The 17,038-nt window shown below is 54.5% G+C and carries 14 protein-coding genes; 8 read left to right on the top strand and 6 right to left on the bottom strand.

Features of this window, described 5'->3' with window-relative positions; all coding sequences use genetic code 11:
• Nucleotides 1-12: 12 nt before the first annotated feature.
• From ycaC to Q31a_RS17315, 3 genes are all read right to left on the bottom strand, one after another.
• Nucleotides 13-633 (bottom strand): isochorismate family cysteine hydrolase YcaC, encoded by a 621-nt coding sequence (gene ycaC / locus Q31a_RS17325; protein WP_145080555.1) that lies wholly within the window; start codon nt 631-633, stop codon nt 13-15.
• 400 nt (nt 634-1,033) lie between these two features.
• A complete protein-coding gene (locus Q31a_RS17320) occupies nt 1,034-2,260 on the bottom strand; it encodes a sialate O-acetylesterase (RefSeq protein WP_145080552.1) in 1,227 nt (408 codons plus the stop codon).
• Between the two features lie 660 nt (nt 2,261-2,920).
• On the bottom strand, nt 2,921-3,793 hold the full coding sequence (locus Q31a_RS17315; protein WP_145080549.1) for a PEP-CTERM sorting domain-containing protein: 873 nt from the start codon (nt 3,791-3,793) through the stop codon (nt 2,921-2,923).
• 687 nt (nt 3,794-4,480) lie between these two features.
• On the opposite strand from Q31a_RS17315, the gene Q31a_RS17310 reads away from it, so the two are divergent.
• From Q31a_RS17310 to Q31a_RS17280, 7 genes are all read left to right on the top strand, one after another.
• A complete protein-coding gene (locus tag Q31a_RS17310) occupies nt 4,481-5,473 on the top strand; it encodes a DUF1559 domain-containing protein (RefSeq protein WP_145080544.1) in 993 nt (330 codons plus the stop codon).
• A 495-nt stretch (nt 5,474-5,968) separates the two neighbouring features.
• Nucleotides 5,969-7,444 carry a tetratricopeptide repeat protein gene (locus Q31a_RS17305; RefSeq protein WP_145080539.1) on the top strand — a complete coding sequence of 492 codons (1,476 nt, stop codon included), beginning with the start codon at nt 5,969-5,971 and terminating at the stop codon, nt 7,442-7,444.
• A complete protein-coding gene (locus Q31a_RS17300; RefSeq protein WP_197355358.1) occupies nt 7,431-9,146 on the top strand; it encodes a CRTAC1 family protein in 1,716 nt (571 codons plus the stop codon). Before Q31a_RS17305 ends, Q31a_RS17300 begins: the two co-directional genes overlap by 14 nt.
• Before the next feature lie 125 nt (nt 9,147-9,271).
• A complete protein-coding gene (locus Q31a_RS17295) occupies nt 9,272-10,693 on the top strand; it encodes a tetratricopeptide repeat protein (protein WP_145080534.1) in 1,422 nt (473 codons plus the stop codon).
• Between the two features lie 64 nt (nt 10,694-10,757).
• Nucleotides 10,758-12,521: a CRTAC1 family protein gene (locus tag Q31a_RS17290; protein WP_197355356.1), complete on the top strand. Its 1,764-nt coding sequence runs from the start codon at nt 10,758-10,760 to the stop codon at nt 12,519-12,521.
• A gap of 389 nt (nt 12,522-12,910) precedes the next feature.
• Nucleotides 12,911-14,005, top strand: a complete 1,095-nt coding sequence (locus tag Q31a_RS17285; RefSeq protein WP_197356877.1) for a DUF1559 domain-containing protein — start codon at nt 12,911-12,913, stop codon at nt 14,003-14,005.
• Between the two features lie 149 nt (nt 14,006-14,154).
• Complete coding sequence (locus Q31a_RS17280; RefSeq protein ID WP_197355355.1) at nt 14,155-14,655, top strand: carboxypeptidase-like regulatory domain-containing protein; 501 nt, start codon at nt 14,155-14,157, stop codon at nt 14,653-14,655.
• Between the two features lie 26 nt (nt 14,656-14,681).
• Here the strand turns inward: Q31a_RS17280 and Q31a_RS17275 are convergent, their stop codons facing one another.
• Both Q31a_RS17275 and Q31a_RS17270 read right to left on the bottom strand, forming a co-directional pair.
• Nucleotides 14,682-15,455 (bottom strand): nucleotidyltransferase domain-containing protein, encoded by a 774-nt coding sequence (locus Q31a_RS17275; protein ID WP_145080522.1) that lies wholly within the window; start codon nt 15,453-15,455, stop codon nt 14,682-14,684.
• Nucleotides 15,452-16,396, bottom strand: a complete 945-nt coding sequence (locus Q31a_RS17270) for a nucleotidyltransferase domain-containing protein (RefSeq protein WP_145080519.1) — start codon at nt 16,394-16,396, stop codon at nt 15,452-15,454. The genes Q31a_RS17275 and Q31a_RS17270 overlap by 4 nt, the downstream gene beginning before the upstream one ends.
• Nucleotides 16,397-16,465: 69 nt before the next feature.
• Here Q31a_RS17270 and Q31a_RS17265 point away from each other — a divergent pair, with 69 nt between their 5' ends.
• Entirely contained in the window at nt 16,466-16,702 is a 237-nt protein-coding gene (locus tag Q31a_RS17265; protein ID WP_145080516.1) for an RNA 2'-phosphotransferase, read from the top strand.
• Nucleotides 16,703-16,731: 29 nt separating this feature from the next.
• On the opposite strand, the gene Q31a_RS17260 is transcribed toward Q31a_RS17265, so the two are convergent.
• Nucleotides 16,732-17,031 (bottom strand): VF530 family protein, encoded by a 300-nt coding sequence (locus tag Q31a_RS17260; RefSeq protein ID WP_145080513.1) that lies wholly within the window; start codon nt 17,029-17,031, stop codon nt 16,732-16,734.
• Nucleotides 17,032-17,038: the final 7 nt, after the last annotated feature.

Below are 17,038 nucleotides of genomic sequence, written 5' to 3'. Positions count from 1 at the left end.
GCAGCTACGACCTCATCGCGGCGCGTTGTGGCTTGTGATCAAGTTTCGATAGGCCGGCAAGTGGTCTGAAAGTAGGGTTCCCAGGCCTTCCATATCGTTTCTCCAGTCGCGATGCAATTCGCAAGCCATTCCAAACCAGCTCATTAACTGCACTCCAGCTGCTTCCATTCGCGACCAGGCAGCATCTCGAGTTGTCTTGTTAAAAGTTCCCGATGCATCGGTAATAACATACACTTCGTAGCCCTCTTCGACGGCGGACAACGCTGGAAAGGCGACGCAGACTTCGGTGACAACGCCGGCGATAATCAATTGCTTCTTGCCAGTCGCTTTTACCGCTGCCACGAACTCCTCGTTGTCCCAGGCATTGATCTGGCCAGGGCGGGCGATGTACGGGGCGTCAGGGAATAGTTCCTTGAGTTCAGGGACGAGTGGTCCGTTAGGGCCTTTCTCGAAGCTGGTCGTAAGAATTGTCGGCAACTGGAAATATTTTGCTGCTGCCGCCGTGGCTAGCACATTGTTCTTAAAGTCATCTGGAGAAAAGTCTCCCACTACGTTGCACAGACCTGACTGATGATCTACCAGCAGCAAGGCTGCATCGGACTTATCCAAGCGGCGATATTTAAAACTACCCATGCTTTTTTCCTCAGAAGAAACGATCGGCTGTTCACTGTAAGACCTACTGTATGTTGCAACAGATATTCAGTCAAGGTCCAGTAGGAGAAGAACCGCCTGCAGGAAGCCTATTTCCAGTTGGCAGGCTGGTGCGTCATTGCTATTTAGTTTGGAGGGGAGGTGGTGGCAGGAAGATAAGCTGCTCTGGCCATTTTCCTGCCAACCACATTCCCGGATGCACCAGACTCGTCCCAGTTAACGTCAAAGGCGAGGAGCTACATCAAGTACACTCATCATTGCGAAGCATTTCAGACGTTCGTTGAAGACCTGCCTCATCCATCTGGCAGCCTTAATTGCTGCTTCAGGTTTGAGTTTAAGTCGCAGGCAACGGTGAACGGTTGCATGAAAGCTAGTCCAAGGACTAGTGCTTTAGAAGTGTATCGGCAAAGGCTTGGCCGATCAGGGAGTAGGTTTTGGCGGAACCCAGGTAATGGTAGCCGGCATTGGACTTCGCTCGTTTTTCAAGGGCGTAATCGGCTTCGGTGAAAAGCTGCGTTTCCAGTTCATCGACGATTTTGCGTTGCGCGGATTCATCGAGCTGGCCATCTGCGTTTTCATGGTTCTTGTTTTTCGTTCGCAATAAATAATGCTTTTGGCGGAGTTCGGCCCGTTTGCGGTCGATGGCTGCCAACCGCTCATCCCAGAACGGATAGGTTTGGACAGCGAAAACGTTTCCTCGAAACTCAGGCAGGCTGGCGACCGCAGTTTGGCTATCTCGAAAGGCTTGGTTGCCCGCATTGGGAGTTGCACCGTCGACTCCCAGGACACCGATAACGAATGGCAGGTCGGGAGTCGACAGATCCGCACGCGTGTCGCGAATGAAATGGCTCAGCCACTCGGTGTATTTCGCAAAGCGAGGGGTTGGGTGATCAGCCGGTACTTCGGGGTAGACATTCCTGCTCACCATATCGTTGAAGCCTTGGAACCACACGAATCCGGCGAGCTCGTAACCTTGCTCTGGCGAGTAACCGGGGTAGATGCGAGGTATGTTTTGCAGGACCGCTTGCACGTGCTGGATCATCTGACGGTAGCGTGCGCCGGTGGCTGCCTGCAGCTGAGTTTGTTGTTCGGCGGTCGCGAAGCGTTCGCGGGCGATGTCATCTTCTGTCGGCAGGTACGGTCCAGCGCTTGGAGAACGGAAATCGGTATGCAGCGATTGACCGCCCCAGGCGGTTTTGATGATCAGAATGGGGTGGGGGATGTGCTGCCGCAGGGTGATTCCAAAGGCGAGTTCTGGTCCCAGTTTGGTGCCCATCATGTCATAGTCGCGACCACCTTGGTTGCCATAGCCGGCGGTCAATGGACCAAATACTTCGTGATTCTCGCCATCAATTCGTCCCTGCTCGCCTGTTAGATACGAAATCCAAACGTTCTCGATGGTGCGGAAGGAGCCATCGGCGTTCTTGATTTGGGATAGCAGTGCCGCCGAGAGCGGATCTTCCTGCATGTAATCGAGGACCTCCACGCTAGCGTGTCCTTCCATGTTGGATTGGCCCGCCAGGATGAAGACCTGTAACGGCTCCTGTGCTTGCGCCCCGGTGAAGCATTGCAGGTAGAGCACGATCGAGAGAAGAGCGATGCGTTGCATAGTGAAAATCAATTGCCGCAGGAAGGAAGTGTGATTGAAGAGTGAAGCAGGCTCGGAGTTTACCAAAAAATGGGTGGGACAATCCAATTGGGGACGAGCCGGGGCCTTCTCTAAATGCGTTCTACCACTCTCCTCTACAATTCTATTTAATCTATCGATTCACAGGAAAACAAGCGTTCTCAACTGCTCCTTCTTTCTTCTGTACGCAATTTCCAGCAGCAAAAACGGTCGCAAATATATCAAAAGCGGTGGTGCCAGACCGTGGGCGGCCCGCCGCTGGCATCGCGTCGACTTAAGAAACTTTTCCGTTTTGTCCCTGCCCTGCTCACTGGCTGTTGAATTAATAGCAATTTGAATTTAGATGCGGAGGTAGCATCCTTAATTGACTTGTAGCGGAGGTTATCTTTCCTTGCTCACCGGGCTGTTGATTTAGTAGCGTCTTGAGTTTTAGCGTGAAGGTAGCGTCCCTAATCGCCCTGTAGTGGCGACCACCTATCCTTGCTGACGCGGCGGGTTAATATTTCAACAGCCCGTCACGCGGGGGTTACTATTTCAACAGCCCGTCCTGCGGCGGGTTGCACTTTCGACAACCCGTCTCGCTGAGGAGACGCGTCGGCGCGACTGCTCCTGTTGTGGATTCCAATCGCAGATCGGTGAAACCTAGCTTGGCATGCGTCTGCGGCGGAGAGCCAATCCGAACACAAAGGGGGCTAGCAGCAGTGAAGAGGGTTCTGGGACAGACTGCAGTGACGAAAGGTCCTGCAAATTACCTCCGAATGAGTTGGCCTGTCCAAAGGTGCTGGTGGTTCCATCGTTGTAAGGAGCGTTCTCTGGTGTGACTGCCAGCCAGTCTGCGAGCGTTGCCCCGGCAGCAAGTCCCTCGAATTTTCCGACCTCTGTGCTGCTGACTCCCGATGCGTTTCCAATGCCTTCGCCAGCTGGTCCAAAGACGACACCCGTCGGGCTGTTGATCGTCAATTGCCAGTTGTCATTCCCGACGGAGAAGTCACCAGGTGTTCCGTCGTTCGTGGTCGTGCTCACCAGGCCGCCACCAACCTTAGCTTGTTCTTGCCGAGTGGAGATGTTGATGTGCCAATCCCCTGCCAAGGGATCAAAGCTGGTGTTGGTCGATGTGTCTGCGACTTGGGTGCCTAGACCATTCTCCGCAGTTGCGGCATCCGTGGTTTCAATGAAGGTCAATAAAGTGCCACGTCGGATGGTACTCCAGAAGCTATCGTTGCTCAGCTGGATACTTCCGGCAGAGTTGACGCCTGGCGAAACCTCTTGGTCTTCAGTCCAGTTTAGAGACCATCCGCGCATGTCGACGATCGAGGATTGGCTTGAACCGACAACGAGCAACTCGAACCAATTGCCGCCGTTGCCTAGTGATAGTCCGAAGGTTCCGTCTGCGTTATTCGACAGAGTTTTTCCAGTGCCCACAGCATTCCATTCGTTAAGAATGACTTCTGCGTGACTCATATTACCACACACCGTGAGAACGGCGATCAGCAAAAGTCGGAGCGAAATTTTCATTGGAGAGTTGCTTTCTTTCGAGTGGGATGGGGGATATTCGAGCAGCCAACGCGCTGCTTTGGCAACATTCGTCGCTTGGGTAGGGGGTGCTACTTTCCCACTCGCCGCAAAAACCGGAATGCTGCAATGCGTTGCATTCTGAATGCTGGGCAGTAGTGGGGGCCAATCGCAAGCCGTTGCCTGACGGATTGCTCCGTGAACGTTCCATTCGTTGTCAGTGAGCATCAGAGTGCTAGTACCCGGAAAAAGGAGGCCGACACCAGAAGCCGCAACGGCCCTTGGGGTGCTTGGCACTTTGGGGGCGGACACCGTTTTCCGAACGCTCGCTCAACCCTAATTCTTAGTGTTGACGATGCGCTAAAGGCATGTTGATTGAATCCTCCCCAACGGGCTATCGCTCGCGCCTTTGCGGTTCATCTTGGGCTAGCGTCGTCCGCCTATTAACTCACTACGCTATCTCTGACCGTTGCTATCCTTGGAACGTTCGAAATTCCTAGTTGTGAAGATGGGGTGATTTTGAGAATTGAGGGGAGTTCGTCAAGCACGGAGGGTGGTTCCGGATGATTCTTCGCGCAATCTTCACGTGGTGGGGGCTCACCCAATTATTTCAACCGCAACACAATGCGAGGGTGAAAACTAGACCATGTTCGCTGCAAAAATGCACCGCTATGATAGGAGTACTGACGCGTGACGAAGTTCCACAATTGCCGGGAAAATCAACGAGCCTTCACGCTGGTTGAATTGTTGGTAGTGATTGCAATCATCGGCATACTCGTCGGGTTATTGCTGCCTGCGGTGCAGTCGGCTCGAGAGGCAGCGCGGAGAATGAGCTGTTCCAACAATGTTCGCCAGCTCGGGATCGCTCTCCACAATCACGAGAGCGCATACCAATATTTTCCTGCGAGCCGCATTGCGCCGGATGTGGCCATCGAAGATAACGGGACCGAAAAATCGGGATTCCAGTCTTGGACCACCGTGATCCTGCCATTCGTGGAGCAACAGAATTTGGGAAACCTACTGGACTACAAATCGGCTTGGAGCAGCCTGCGGAATCGACCAGCGGTCTCGATGCAATTGCCGCTGTTTCGGTGCCCTTCCGCACCGGGATCGGATCGCACTGACCCACGCCATGTGCTTGGAGCCGCCGCCGGTGATTTTGGCTCAATCAATGAAGTCAAGAAGAAGGTCTTCACGCAAGTGCTCAACTATCCCACAGCCCCCGGCGACGCGGCGCGCATCGGCGTGCTGGCCAAGGAGTCGCGCAACCCGCTGAGTCTCATCACCGATGGCCTGTCGAATACATTGATGATTGCAGAATGTGCCGGGCAACCGGAGGTGTGGACCGGTCAGGGGCGAATGACTACCGCCCAATTCGCCAGTTACAATGATGATAAAGTTGTACAATTTGCTGGCGGACTCGTACCCGTAGATGGTACCGGCTGGGCCGATCCCGATTGCGGGTTTAGTATCAACGGCGCTACGGCCGACGGGCTGCGAACGTACGGTTCCAAGATGATCAATGCGATCAATGTGAGTGAAGTTTTCAGCTTTCACACCGGCATTGCCAATTTTGTCGCTGCGGACAGTTCCGTTCATTCCGTTTCAGCTAACGTGGATGCTGCGGTCTTCGTTGCGATGTGTACGCGGGCCGGTGGCGAGACGGTAAATCTTGAAAACTAGGGGGCGAAATTCCTGGTGAACAAACCGCCGCAGATGGCAGCAAGTCGATGGCGGCGCGCTTCACCTTTTGCGCTCTAGAAGGCTTGCCACACAAAGTGCATACCTTGCCGATCCACCAACATCGCTTCGTTGGTTAGGCCCAGCGCTGGGCCAGTGTACGCAGATGCGATGCTCCTCCAGGGCCAACGCATCGTGGATCCGGTGGGAGACATCGTGGTGCAGGCGGGGAGCCTGAGCGCCTTCTCCAGCCGAACTCTCTGCCTGCTTGAGAATCTCGAGCCCATCTTTAGGTATCTGCAAACTGTGCAATCCACGTTTACTTGTGGGCTGCTGCTTTCTCGACGCTGCCTGACAGGGAGGAATTCCCGCAGGAACCTGCCGACGCCGTCAGCAGCGTCAAAATATTGCGGTCCAGAGTATGTTACAATGTGCTCCTGCTTTACTGCGGAAGACTTTTGCCAGTTTGTTATGCGTGGTTTGTAGCAAAGACAGAGAATGAGTACGTACCCAAGATCGAGATTGATGGTGTTCCTCAGGCTTCTTGCCATTTCGACCGTTGGCGCCGGAGCCATCATCTTAATTGTCGTCCTGATAACTCCGCTCGAGGATTTTCCGGTCGGTAATACCACGCTTCTATCGGTGGCCGAGAGAGAATCCATGCTGCCAGATCGCGGCGAAGTTACGTCATTGGAGCAATCTGTTCCAACGACGCGCAACGGAACGCTGGCTTCCCCCAACCTGCAATTGCCGATCACCTCTCAGGCGATTGATGTCCCTCGCCTGCAAGCTGAATTGCGGTTGTTGGCACAGGAGCTTGTCGAACTCTACCCGCAAGATCCAGCCAGTTTTCATGTCGCGGCACAAATTTACCGTGAGCTGAAGGAAACCAAACTTGCGGAAGAAAACTGGAAGAAGAGCTTGAGCTTGCAGCCACAGTTGGCGGGTCCCTATGTGGGCTTGGCAGAACTGTTGATCGAGGCCGGTAGAGAGCCGGAAGCGATTGCGGTCCTCGATTCAGCAGACGCATTGGGCGTATCGGGGGCGCAAGTCGCTAGTACGATGGCACTCGCCCAAGAGAATTTGGGGGAGCTGGAGCGTGCGGTGGCTATCCTTGAGCAAGCGCTGGAGGAGTATCCCGCGTCGAGCGAATTATCCTTGGCAGCGGGCCGCGTCTATAGTCAGCTAGGAGAGTATCCGGATGCGGAACGCTATTTGCGCGCCGCAGCTACCGATCGCTCAACCGGTAAGTCTGCTTCGGTGTTGCTAACGGGGGTGTTGGCTCGGCAGGGAAAGGGAGAGGAGGCCAAGCAACTTAGCAAGCAATTGAGTCAGAAGACTCCGGTCGAAACGCGGCCAAGTGATGAGGACATGGCCTTCCAACAGCAATACGAATACGCACTTCGGGAAATTGCTGTGAACATGTTTTCTGCCGGAGGCTCCATCGCCGAACACAACCGGGACATTGCGAACGACATTAAATACTTGGTACGTGGGCTGGAACTGAATCCCAACCAGTTGCCGCTTTACATGTCTTTAGCCAGTGCGTATCGGCAACTTGGAGACATCAGTACCGTTCATCGGCTGTATGGAAGTCTAGTGGAACTGCAACCTGGAAATGTGTTGAATTATCTGAACTACGCGAGTTCCGCAATGCAACTCGGCCAAAACGACCTGGCAGAGAGTACGCTGCGCGAAGCGGTCGATATCGACAAGGATGGAGTGCTGGCCAAAGCCGCTTTGGCGCGGCTAACGCTCGCCAAAGGGGATTATGAGGAGGCCAAACGCCTCGCTGTAGAAGTGGTCGAGCGCAATCGTAGCGTTGAGGCCTACCTCCTACTGGCGACCGTCTACCGAGCCAACGGTGAAAATGGTGCTGCCCTGGTTGCCATGGAAACTGCTCGGCAAATTGACCCAATGCATCCGCAGTTGACGTGGGATGCGGTTGAGGAGTCGAAGCTTGTTCAGCCATGAACGCAGGGGGACGTGGCCTGAGCACATGTGGAGTTTTCTCCTTGTCATGGCTCTATCTATGGGGCCACAGCAGGTGAACTGGGCGGCGGATCGTCTCAACTGGACGTTTTCTGATTTCACGAGCGAGTCGGGAATCGATTTCGTGCACGAAGATGGCCATACTGACCAGCAGTATCTCTACGAGCTGATGGGGGCGGGCGTCGCCGTGCTGGACTATGATTCCGACGGTCGACTCGATTGCCTATTCTGCACGGGGGTTGAACAGCTGCCCCATGACGGGATAAAAATCCATTCGCTGCCTCTGCCCCTCTACCGCAATCTGGGAGAACGCAAATTCAAGTCGCAGGGTAAGCCAGCCAGACTCAGCTTGACGGCCTATGGTCTCGGCGTCGCCACCGCAGACTACAACAATGACGGTTTTGAAGATGTGTATTTGAGCAACTTCGGCCAGAATCAATTGCTGCAGAACAACGGTGATGGAACCTTCTCCGATGTTACCGAGGTAGCGGGAGTCTCAGGGGGAGCACAATTCAGCGCGGGAGTGGCCTTCCTCGATTTAGAGAATGACGGTGATCTCGACTTGTTCGTCGGCAACTATGTCGAATTCAGCTACGAGCGGCATGACGTACTGGCTCCACTGGCATTTCCATTTCCGCTTGGGCCTAAGGATTATCCTCCCGCGGCCGACCAGATCTTCGTGAATACGGGGGAAGGCGGCTTCATCGACGCGAGCGCAAGTTTCGGGTTGTCCAACCTGCATGCGCCGACCATGGGAATTGTGGGAATCGACTTTGACCAGGATGGCGACACCGATATCTTCGCCTGCAATGATGGCCGCCCAAACCATCTGTACGAGAATCTGCAGGGTATGCAATTCCGTGAGGCAGGCTTGTTGGCTGGAGTTGCGTACGACCTGCTGGGCAATGCCAATGGAAGCATGGGGGCCGATGTAACCGACTTCAACAATGATGGAATCGAGGATTTGTTGGTGAGCGACTACATCCGGCAACTGCCCATGTTGTATCAGAGCGTAGGCGGGCTTGGGTTTGAAGATGCTGCTCGCCGTAGCGGTATAGGTCGGTCGGTTATTTCTCATGTAAACTGGGGAGTCGCTTGGGGGGATTTCGATTTGGATGGCGACGCGGACGCATTGCTCGCCAATGGTCACTTTTTGAGGGAAGTCGTCGATGGTGCGGACGTAACGAGCTATGCCGTAGCAAACACCGTGATGGAAAACATCGGTGATCAGAAATTTCGAGATATCTCTCGGCAAGTCCTAAATACTGAGGGAGGTCTTGGCAGCAGTCGGGGCGTGGCAGTAGGTGATCTGGATGGCGACGGTGACCTCGACGCGATCATCCTCAACAACGCTGCTCCTCCACAGATGTTGGAGAATTTATGCACGGCGCCAGCCCATTGGTTGCAGTGCAAGTTGACTGGGGTTGAGGCCAATCGGAACGCCGTTGGTGCGCGTGTGGTCCTGCAGACCTCGCACAAAGCACGCAGCCAGACTGTGCATCGCGGACGCGGCTACCAAAGCGATTACGGACATTACCTTCATTTTGCTTGGCCCGCTGATGAAGCATTCGAATCTGTCACGGTCCATTGGCCAGGCGGGACGCAGCAGCAGGTTAAGGAAATCGCATTGGATCAATTGAATGAAATCATCGAGCAGCCCGCCGGTGCGCCGCCACCTCCGTAGACCGTCGGATGCAGGTGGATGTTCAGGGACTGGAGTAGCCAGCTTCAGTAACGGTTTCGGCAGAAGGTGGGGCGACTTCAAGAGTCGCGCAATACCAGGCAAACCTGACAGTTGAAAGTATTCGTGTGTTCAAAATCATGTCGGTGATCTCGTTGGGGTGTAGCCTGTTGGCCTTAGGGCTGGCCGTAGCACTGTTTTACCAGCCGCAGCAAAGCAGTGGCAGCGATGAACGTGGCCATCGCACGTCGGGAGAGGCTCCTGTTGCAGCTCCGCCGCCGGCGAAAGTCGCTGAGGCGAATGAGACTTCGGCGGGGCCAGGTGACCACCGGAGCGCACCGGAACCTAGTCTGCTTTTGCAATCACAAGCGCGTTTGCCCAACACGCCTAGTCCGGCCACGAAGGAAGAATTGGAAACCGAGGCCGAATGGATCGCGGATCAGCTGATTGCGAAGATTCCAGAGAATGCGATGGCTTTGCATGTGGGAGCGGTTTTAAATACGCGTTTGCACCGTACGCAGGCTGCAGAAGACCTCTGGAAGCGGTGCATTGAGCTCGATCCACAGGGCGAAATCTACTATCTCAATTTGGCCGCCAATGCCCTCGATCGTGGGGACAGTCAATTGGCTGTCGATACCATCAAACGGGCAATGGAGCGCGGACTCGAGTCCGCGGATGCCGCCCATCATTTGGCGATTGGGTACGCCAATCTAGGGATGTTCGACCAGGCGCTCGATACGCTCAACGGAGCGCTGAGCAAGTGGTCCAATTCAGGGGCACTCATTCTGTTGTTGGGGCAGACGCAACTCAAAGCGGGGCAAGCGGAGAATGCAGAGGCATCCTTGAGGAAAGCTCTCGCGCTAGGTGCCGATAGCGAGGCGACTTATTTTGCCTTGGCGAATGCATGCATGCGTAACGGTAATCGGGAAGCGGCTAAAGAGTTCCGTGAAATCTATTCAGCTCATGCTCAGACGGACGAGGTTTCGGGGCAAGAGCGGTACAAGGTATTGTCCGAACAGGAGGCGCGGGGGCTGGCCATTGCAGTGTGCTCCGAGGCGGCGGCCGTCTATCGAACCCAAGGCTTTGTGCGAGAGCCTGAGCAGTTGCTCCTGCGCATCCTTGCCTTAGAGCCGGAGAATTTGGCCGCCCTTATTTCACTCGCGGAAATTTATAGTTCAAAGCAGCAAATGGCCGAGGAATTGATGACGCGGGAACGTATCATCGAAGTCAATCCCACTGATCTCTTGAACTACCTGCGATTGGCCAAAACGCTCGACAACGCAGGACTTTCGAATCGAGCGATCGCGACCGTCAAGTTGGCGATCAGCATGGCCCCTATGAGTGTTCCGGGCTATGCAGCCATGTCCGAGTTTTTGCTGGAGAAAGGGGAATTGGCAGGAGCCCAGTGGTATGTCACGCAGGCCTTAGCCCTCCGACCGAGTGTCGCCGGATACCAGTTGCTCGCCCGGATTCTCCGAAATGGTGGGCACGAAACGGATGCCCAGGCAGCGGAGGCTCTCGCCCGCAAATTGGCGGATCCAAAGTCCTAGCTCTTCCATGGCGTCTTCTTGTGCCCCAGTGGGGGCTTAAGAGATGCCTTTACCCGAGGTTCAAATGAAACATTGCAATTGGGCGACCGGTCACACTGTGGCTAATCGAAACGGCAGCAATTGGTCCAACTGTCGATTGGGGCATTGGATGGAGAGACTTGTTGGCGAAAGCCATTGGGCGAGTGGAATCTGTGCGGTCGCTCTGGCTCTGGCATTGCTTGGAATGGGGGCCGACGCAGCAGAAGGCCAACGCGCAATCCGCTTTACCGACGTGACGGATGCGTCTGGGATTGATTTTGAACACTCGCATGGTGGAAGTGATCAAGGTTACATCATCGAAGGGATGTCAACTGGGGTCGTCACGTTCGACTACGATCGCGACGGTTGGATCGATATCTACTTTCTCAATGGAAGTCGTTTGAAGGGCACGCCGGCGGGGCCTGACTTGCACAATGCGTTGTATCGAAATTTGGGTGATGGGACGTTCGAGGATGTTACTGAAGAAGCGGGAGTTGGTGACGTTGGGTACGGATTGGGAGCAGCAGCAGCAGACTACGACGGCGATGGCTGGCTAGACCTCTATATCAACAATTTCGGGAAAAACGTCCTCTATCGCAACAACGGCAACAAGACTTTCTCGAATATGACAGAGTCTGCGGGAGTCGGGAACGGTGCGAAGGTCGGTGCCGGAGTGGCGTTCTTCGATATGGATGGAGATGAAGATCTAGACCTCTACGTCGCGAATTATGTTAATTTTGCTTACGAAAATCATGTGCCGATTCTCATCAACGGCAAGCGATTTCAAGCGGGGCCCCAGTACTACCAAGCGGTACCCGACACTCTGTTTCGCAACGAGGGCGATGGCACTTTCTCCGACTGGACCCAACAGAGTGGAATTGGCCGTGTGGCGACACCCAGCATGGGCGTTGTTTGCTTCGACAGTGACAGTGATGGAGATATCGATGTCTTCGTAGCCAACGATGGACAACCCAATTGTCTGTTCATGAACGATGGAAGTGGAGTCTTTGAAGAGATGGGCTTGCTATTCGGGGTGGCGCGTGATTTCAATGGGAAGGCCAACTCTAGTATGGGAGTTGACGTCGGAGACTACGATGGCGACGGACTCTTTGATCTGATGACAACAAGTTACCAGGCTGAGATGCCTGTTCTGTATCACAATCTTGGGGATGGATTGTTCGAGGACGCTACGAATGCGGCTCGGATCACCTCCGAGCTTTTCGCTCACGTCAATTGGGGAACAGGCCTGGTGGATTTTGACAATGATGGCGATCAAGATCTGTTCATTGCCTGTGGGCACTTCGACCGCATTGAAGATATTGACGACCGTACCAGCCGGGCGACGCAAAACTACTTGCTAGAAAACGTTGGAGGTTCCTTTATTGACGTCAGTGGAGAGGCGGGAGCCGGCATGGCGGTGGTGGAATCGAGCCGCGGCGCTGCGTTCGAAGATTTTGACAACGACGGTGATGTTGACGTCCTGGTGTTGAACTCGGCTACCAAGCCGACGCTGCTGCGCAACGACACGCCGCATCAGAACCACTGGATTGAAATTGAGTTGCAGCAAGCAGGGATGAATCGAATGGGCGTCGGCAGCATCGTGAAGCTCGAGATCGAGGGCAGCGTTCAAAGCCGGACGGTGGTGAGCGGGCGGGGGTACCAGAGTCATTTTGGCGACCGCTTGCATTTCGGATTGGCAGGCCACTCGCAGCCAGTGGAAGTTCGTGTGCACTGGCCCAATGGAACCGTCAGTAGCCACTCCGTAGAGCCGGACACGAGGACTGTCCTACAGGGAAGCCCTGCGAAGTAGGGTGACTCACCACAAAACCTAGTGTTCCTCTGGCGTTTGCAAGCGCATCGAGGACTTCTGAGAGCCAATCGCTGGGCGACGTCACCAGTGAAGCGTCCCCGTTATGGACTCGTCTGCCAACGGAATTCTACGGCTCACGGCACCATCAATCGGCAGCCCTCGCACGAGGCGTTGCATTCCGCGAAATGACTTGGGGGTGGATTTGTCTCGCTAAGTGCCACTATCGGACGCTTTATTCTCGCCAAGTGCCTGGAAATCACTTGCGGAGGTGCTGCAAACCCCTTCTAATTAGGAAGATGAGTGTTTCGTTAGGCGCGAGTTATTCGTGTCTTAATTTTATGCCCTGCCAATTAGGGCTGGGATATCGTCTTTTTGGGGAGTTATATCAGATGGGGAGAACTGTCCGGCGCAAGCCTGGATTCACACTTGTGGAACTGCTTGTCGTGATTGCAATTATTGGAATTTTGGTAGGGCTGCTTTTGCCAGCAGTCCAAGCGGCGCGTGAAGCGGCGCGACGAATGCAATGTTCGAACAACGTCAAGCAAATGAGCTTGGCGATGTTGAACTACGAATCGACCTACAGTACCCTGCCGTCCATGGGGTACCGAGGCGAAGGGGATCAACCAGGAATTGGAACAGGCAACTATGCCATTGCGTATACGTTAGCCGTCATGCCCTTCATTGAGCAAGGACCGCGTTACAACGGAATCATGTCGCGGGCCAAACCCAGCGGACCTGGTCTGCCTTCGCCTTGGGCGACCGGTTCAGGGGATGCTCAAGAGTTGGCGTTCATCAACGAGTATTGGAAGCAGGATGTGGCGGGATTCATTTGCCCCTCCGACTCACCTCCTGGAAATCGCGGCGAGAGCCCGACCTTGTTGAATTACAAAGTGTGTGTGGGGGATGACTATCACCAGAACCACTTTATTCCTTCCCAAAACCGAGACAACCGTGGTGTGTTCCAAATGAACCGCTGGTTGAAAATCGGTGGGATCCCCGATGGGCTTTCGAACACCATTCTGGTGAGTGAGCGAGTTGCCGGTGGGGGACGCGATGACATTATGGGGGGAGTGGCTCTGAACCAGCAAGCGTGGAATCCAGCTGCCTGTTTGGCGCGACTCGATCCCAACAACCCTCGCAAGTTGACTGGAGATACCCGGGCTGATTTCCGACCAACGGGTGGTCGAGCAATGGACGGACGTCCCTATTTCGTGGGTTTTGCCACCATGCTTCCGCCCAATGGACCATCGTGTCACTGGGGCGGTGTGGATGGCAATGAAGATCAGAGTCCGCCGTCGAGCTTCCACACCGGTGGAGTGCAGGTTGGCATGGGAGACGGTTCGGTGCAATTCATTTCGCAGTCGATCGATACCGGGAACCAAGCGGCCGACAGTCTAGCAACTCCCTCTGGCATGTCTGATTATGGTGTGTGGGGAGCGTTGGGAAGCAAGAACGGCGGAGAAGCTGCTCAACTGCCACAATAGTGGAGAGAACGCCTCGAAGTTAGGGCGGCGGACGATGTCCGTCGCCCGCTTTCTTAGAACGGCGACCGTGTGCAACTCGCTGCTAGCTGTTCATAATCTTTTAAATGGCAAACCTGTTTTCAGGAGTTCAATTTTTGGGGAATCTAAACATGAAGGCAACTTCAGTTCTGCTTCGGTCGGTGACATTGTTGGTGCTGCTTTGTAGCCTTGGTTGTGGCGGCGTCAAGATCTATCCCGTCAAGGGTTCTGTGGTCTTGGATGACAAAGCCATCGAAGGGGCGCTTGTCGTCTTCTCGCCGCAAGGCGGAGGCGAAGGGGCTGTGACTGGCACAGCCACGACCAATGCCAATGGAGAATTTAAGTTGACGAGCCTGAAGGGACAGGGAATTCCTGCTGGCTCCTATAAAATTACCATCACCAAGACGCCTGTAGCCGATGCCGCCGAGATAAGTAAGGCCGTGGAAGTTAGTTCTGACAATGCCGAGTATATGGAAGCGGCCATGGGAGAACGTAGCGGTAGCGTTTATGCGGCTGCGGCAAAAAACAAGGATCCCTTTCCGGCGAAGTACAACTCAGCTTCGACACTTCAAGAAACAGTGGCCGAATCTGACGACAATGTTTTCGACTTTGTCCTGAAGACTAAATCGTAATGCCAGTCGGGTAAACCGCAGATGGACTAGCAACGGGCGGAAGTCGAACTTCCGCCCGTTCGCATTTTGACCAACAAATTATGAAGTTCCGCTTTGGCTGCCGGCTGCTCTGGCAAGAAACTGGCTTCGTGAGCCTTCTCCAATTTCCGCGTGAGTCGTTGGTACTCGCCTTCATCGAATTGGAAATCGACCGTATTCAGGACTTGGCATTCTGGCCCCGATAGCTTTCTGGCTACCAGTTCGTCGATGTAGGGCAACCCTTCGTGGCGATTTAAGGCCAGTAGGTTAGCTTCGATTCTGCCGGTCTGCATCAAGTGAATTCCGGTCAGTAGCACGCGATAGGTGTACAGCAATGGTTTGACTCTGGGAGGCACGCCCTGTCGAAACAATTGCCACTGTCTGGAAGCGAAACCGAGATAATGATGTGCATGTTGTTGGGTAATGCATTGGGCCGCTAGTGACTTGATCTGCTCATGCTCGGGGGTCGTAAACACAACCCATGGAGAAAAGATCTGCTCCAATACATACCCATTGCGTTTGAGCATCAGTGCAAAGTATTTGGCGGCATCGTGGGTTACCAAATCGATTTCCAGTCCATCATACCAGCCCTCTTTTTCAACCGTTTCTTGACCGTGATCGAGCCCAATAACTTGTTCAAGGGGTAGCAAGTGCACGCCCCGGAGGTCAAAGTCGGAGTCGGGTGAAGGGAAGCCATAGAGATGGGCCCCGCTGATCGTGACGAAAATGGTTGGGTAGGGATGCGCCGCAACATGTTGCAGCAATCTGTTTAGATCGATCACGGAACATCAGCTCCCACTGCGCTCTGACGGGCGCGTATCAAAAAGTCATTGGCGCGACGGAAGTCGGGACGGTCTGGTAGCGTTGTCGTTTGGTACGCCAATTCAAATTGGCGCTGCAGATCAAGCCTCCATCGATTGACCTCTTGAAACGGCATTTCGCCATGGCGGATTCGAAGCAAGGCTTCGCGGTGGTCTCCGACTTCGACATTCACGGCGTGCTCCTGCAGTACGTAGATTCCTGAGATCAAGAGCCGTATCAGGTGCATGACATGCTTCCACTCCACACTCCCTTGATTACGGATGTCGACCTGCATTTTCTTAAACTGAGAAGCTACGTAACCGGAGTAGGTTTGGAACAGCAGTTTCGACAGGAACACCTCTTTCATCGCTAGCAATTCTCTGCCCAAGGGCGTAGCGGTCAGTACTATTGGGGAATAGAGGCATTCCAGCACATTGGGGTTCGCTTTGAGGGCTAAGACCAAGAATTTTTGCAGTTCCCAGTAGACTTCTTGAGTCGCATCCTCTTCTATTTGCTCAGGGACACCGCTCAGGGACCAGTGCAGGTGTGCTGGCGGCAGATAGATCCCGCGAATGTCGGTGTCGGAGGATTCGTCGTCCAAGCCGTAGGCACGCGAGCCTATCACGCAACGGAAAATAACGTATTCCAACAGTTGCCCGCTCAGCGAATTGCCCTCCCAAACGCCGGTCTGTCGCGTTTTGTAGTCGGCTAGGCGGACCAATTGATCGGAATGGAGGGCCACCTCGACGCCATCACCAAACCGAACCTGGTAGGCTTGGCTGGAATGGGTGGGGACGCGTACGATGACGCCCAGGGCGCCGGCCGGGTGAGCAAGCCGATCGTTGGCGGTGCGGATGTCTCGCATTGCGACCACTTGGGTTCCCTCCGAGAGGAGCCGTGAGCGGATGTTGCTGTCAGGCATGTCATTTGCTCCAGTACGCAAGGCGGAGAGTGGTTTTCCAAAGATAGAGTATGGATTAGACTGGGCATCATGAACAAACGGCTTACCAAAATCAGCAAATACTTGACTTTCGTCCTACGCCACGAGCCTGAATCGATCGGCATGCGCCGGGATTATGAGGGCTATTTGGACATCGAGGAACTCGTGCGCAATGCGAATGCGGCTGGCAAGAGTCTAACGGTAGAGCAGGTGTACCAAGTGGTCGATGAGCAAGAGATGCAGCTGTTCACTTTGAGTGACGATCGCGCGCGGATTCGCGCCAACTAACTGGGACGCTTCGAATTTCGCCAGCCGCTTCAAGTCTCTTCTGGATCGGTGGGGGTAACCTCGGACTCCGGTGTCCGCGGTCGGTGGACCTCTTGCGGTCTTGAATGCCGCAGTGATCGCACGTACAGACGCTCGACCTTGGCTCTTGCCCACGGGGTGGTGCGCAAAAACTTCAGACTGGAATTGATGCTTGGGTCTTCGTTGAAGCATCGAATGTCAATGCGGTAACCCATTTCCTCCCACCCATAGACGTCGACGAGGTGTTCTAGCATGGCGATCAGCGTTACGCCGTGCAGTGGATTGTTGGGTTGTTGATCGTTGGGAGGCATAGCAATC

Source organism: Aureliella helgolandensis, from assembly GCF_007752135.1.
GTDB classification, from domain to species: Bacteria; Planctomycetota; Planctomycetia; order Pirellulales; family Pirellulaceae; genus Aureliella; species Aureliella helgolandensis.
This window is presented reverse-complemented; position numbering and strand designations above follow the sequence as displayed.

Bases quoted from the DNA above. Each gene is read 5' to 3' on its own strand.
- ycaC (WP_145080555.1), bottom strand. From the start codon at position 633: ATGGGTAGTTTTAAATATCGCCGCTTGGATAAGTCCGATGCAGCCTTG.
- Q31a_RS17320 (WP_145080552.1), bottom strand. From the start codon at position 2,260: ATGCAACGCATCGCTCTTCTCTCGATCGTGCTCTACCTGCAATGCTTC.
- Q31a_RS17315 (WP_145080549.1), bottom strand. From the start codon at position 3,793: ATGAAAATTTCGCTCCGACTTTTGCTGATCGCCGTTCTCACGGTGTGT.
- Q31a_RS17305 (WP_145080539.1), top strand. From the start codon at position 5,969: ATGAGTACGTACCCAAGATCGAGATTGATGGTGTTCCTCAGGCTTCTT.
- Q31a_RS17290 (WP_197355356.1), top strand. From the start codon at position 10,758: ATGAAACATTGCAATTGGGCGACCGGTCACACTGTGGCTAATCGAAAC.
- Q31a_RS17285 (WP_197356877.1), top strand. From the start codon at position 12,911: ATGGGGAGAACTGTCCGGCGCAAGCCTGGATTCACACTTGTGGAACTG.
- Q31a_RS17280 (WP_197355355.1), top strand. From the start codon at position 14,155: ATGAAGGCAACTTCAGTTCTGCTTCGGTCGGTGACATTGTTGGTGCTG.
- Q31a_RS17270 (WP_145080519.1), bottom strand. From the start codon at position 16,396: ATGCCTGACAGCAACATCCGCTCACGGCTCCTCTCGGAGGGAACCCAA.
- Q31a_RS17265 (WP_145080516.1), top strand. From the start codon at position 16,466: ATGAACAAACGGCTTACCAAAATCAGCAAATACTTGACTTTCGTCCTA.
- Q31a_RS17260 (WP_145080513.1), bottom strand. From the start codon at position 17,031: ATGCCTCCCAACGATCAACAACCCAACAATCCACTGCACGGCGTAACG.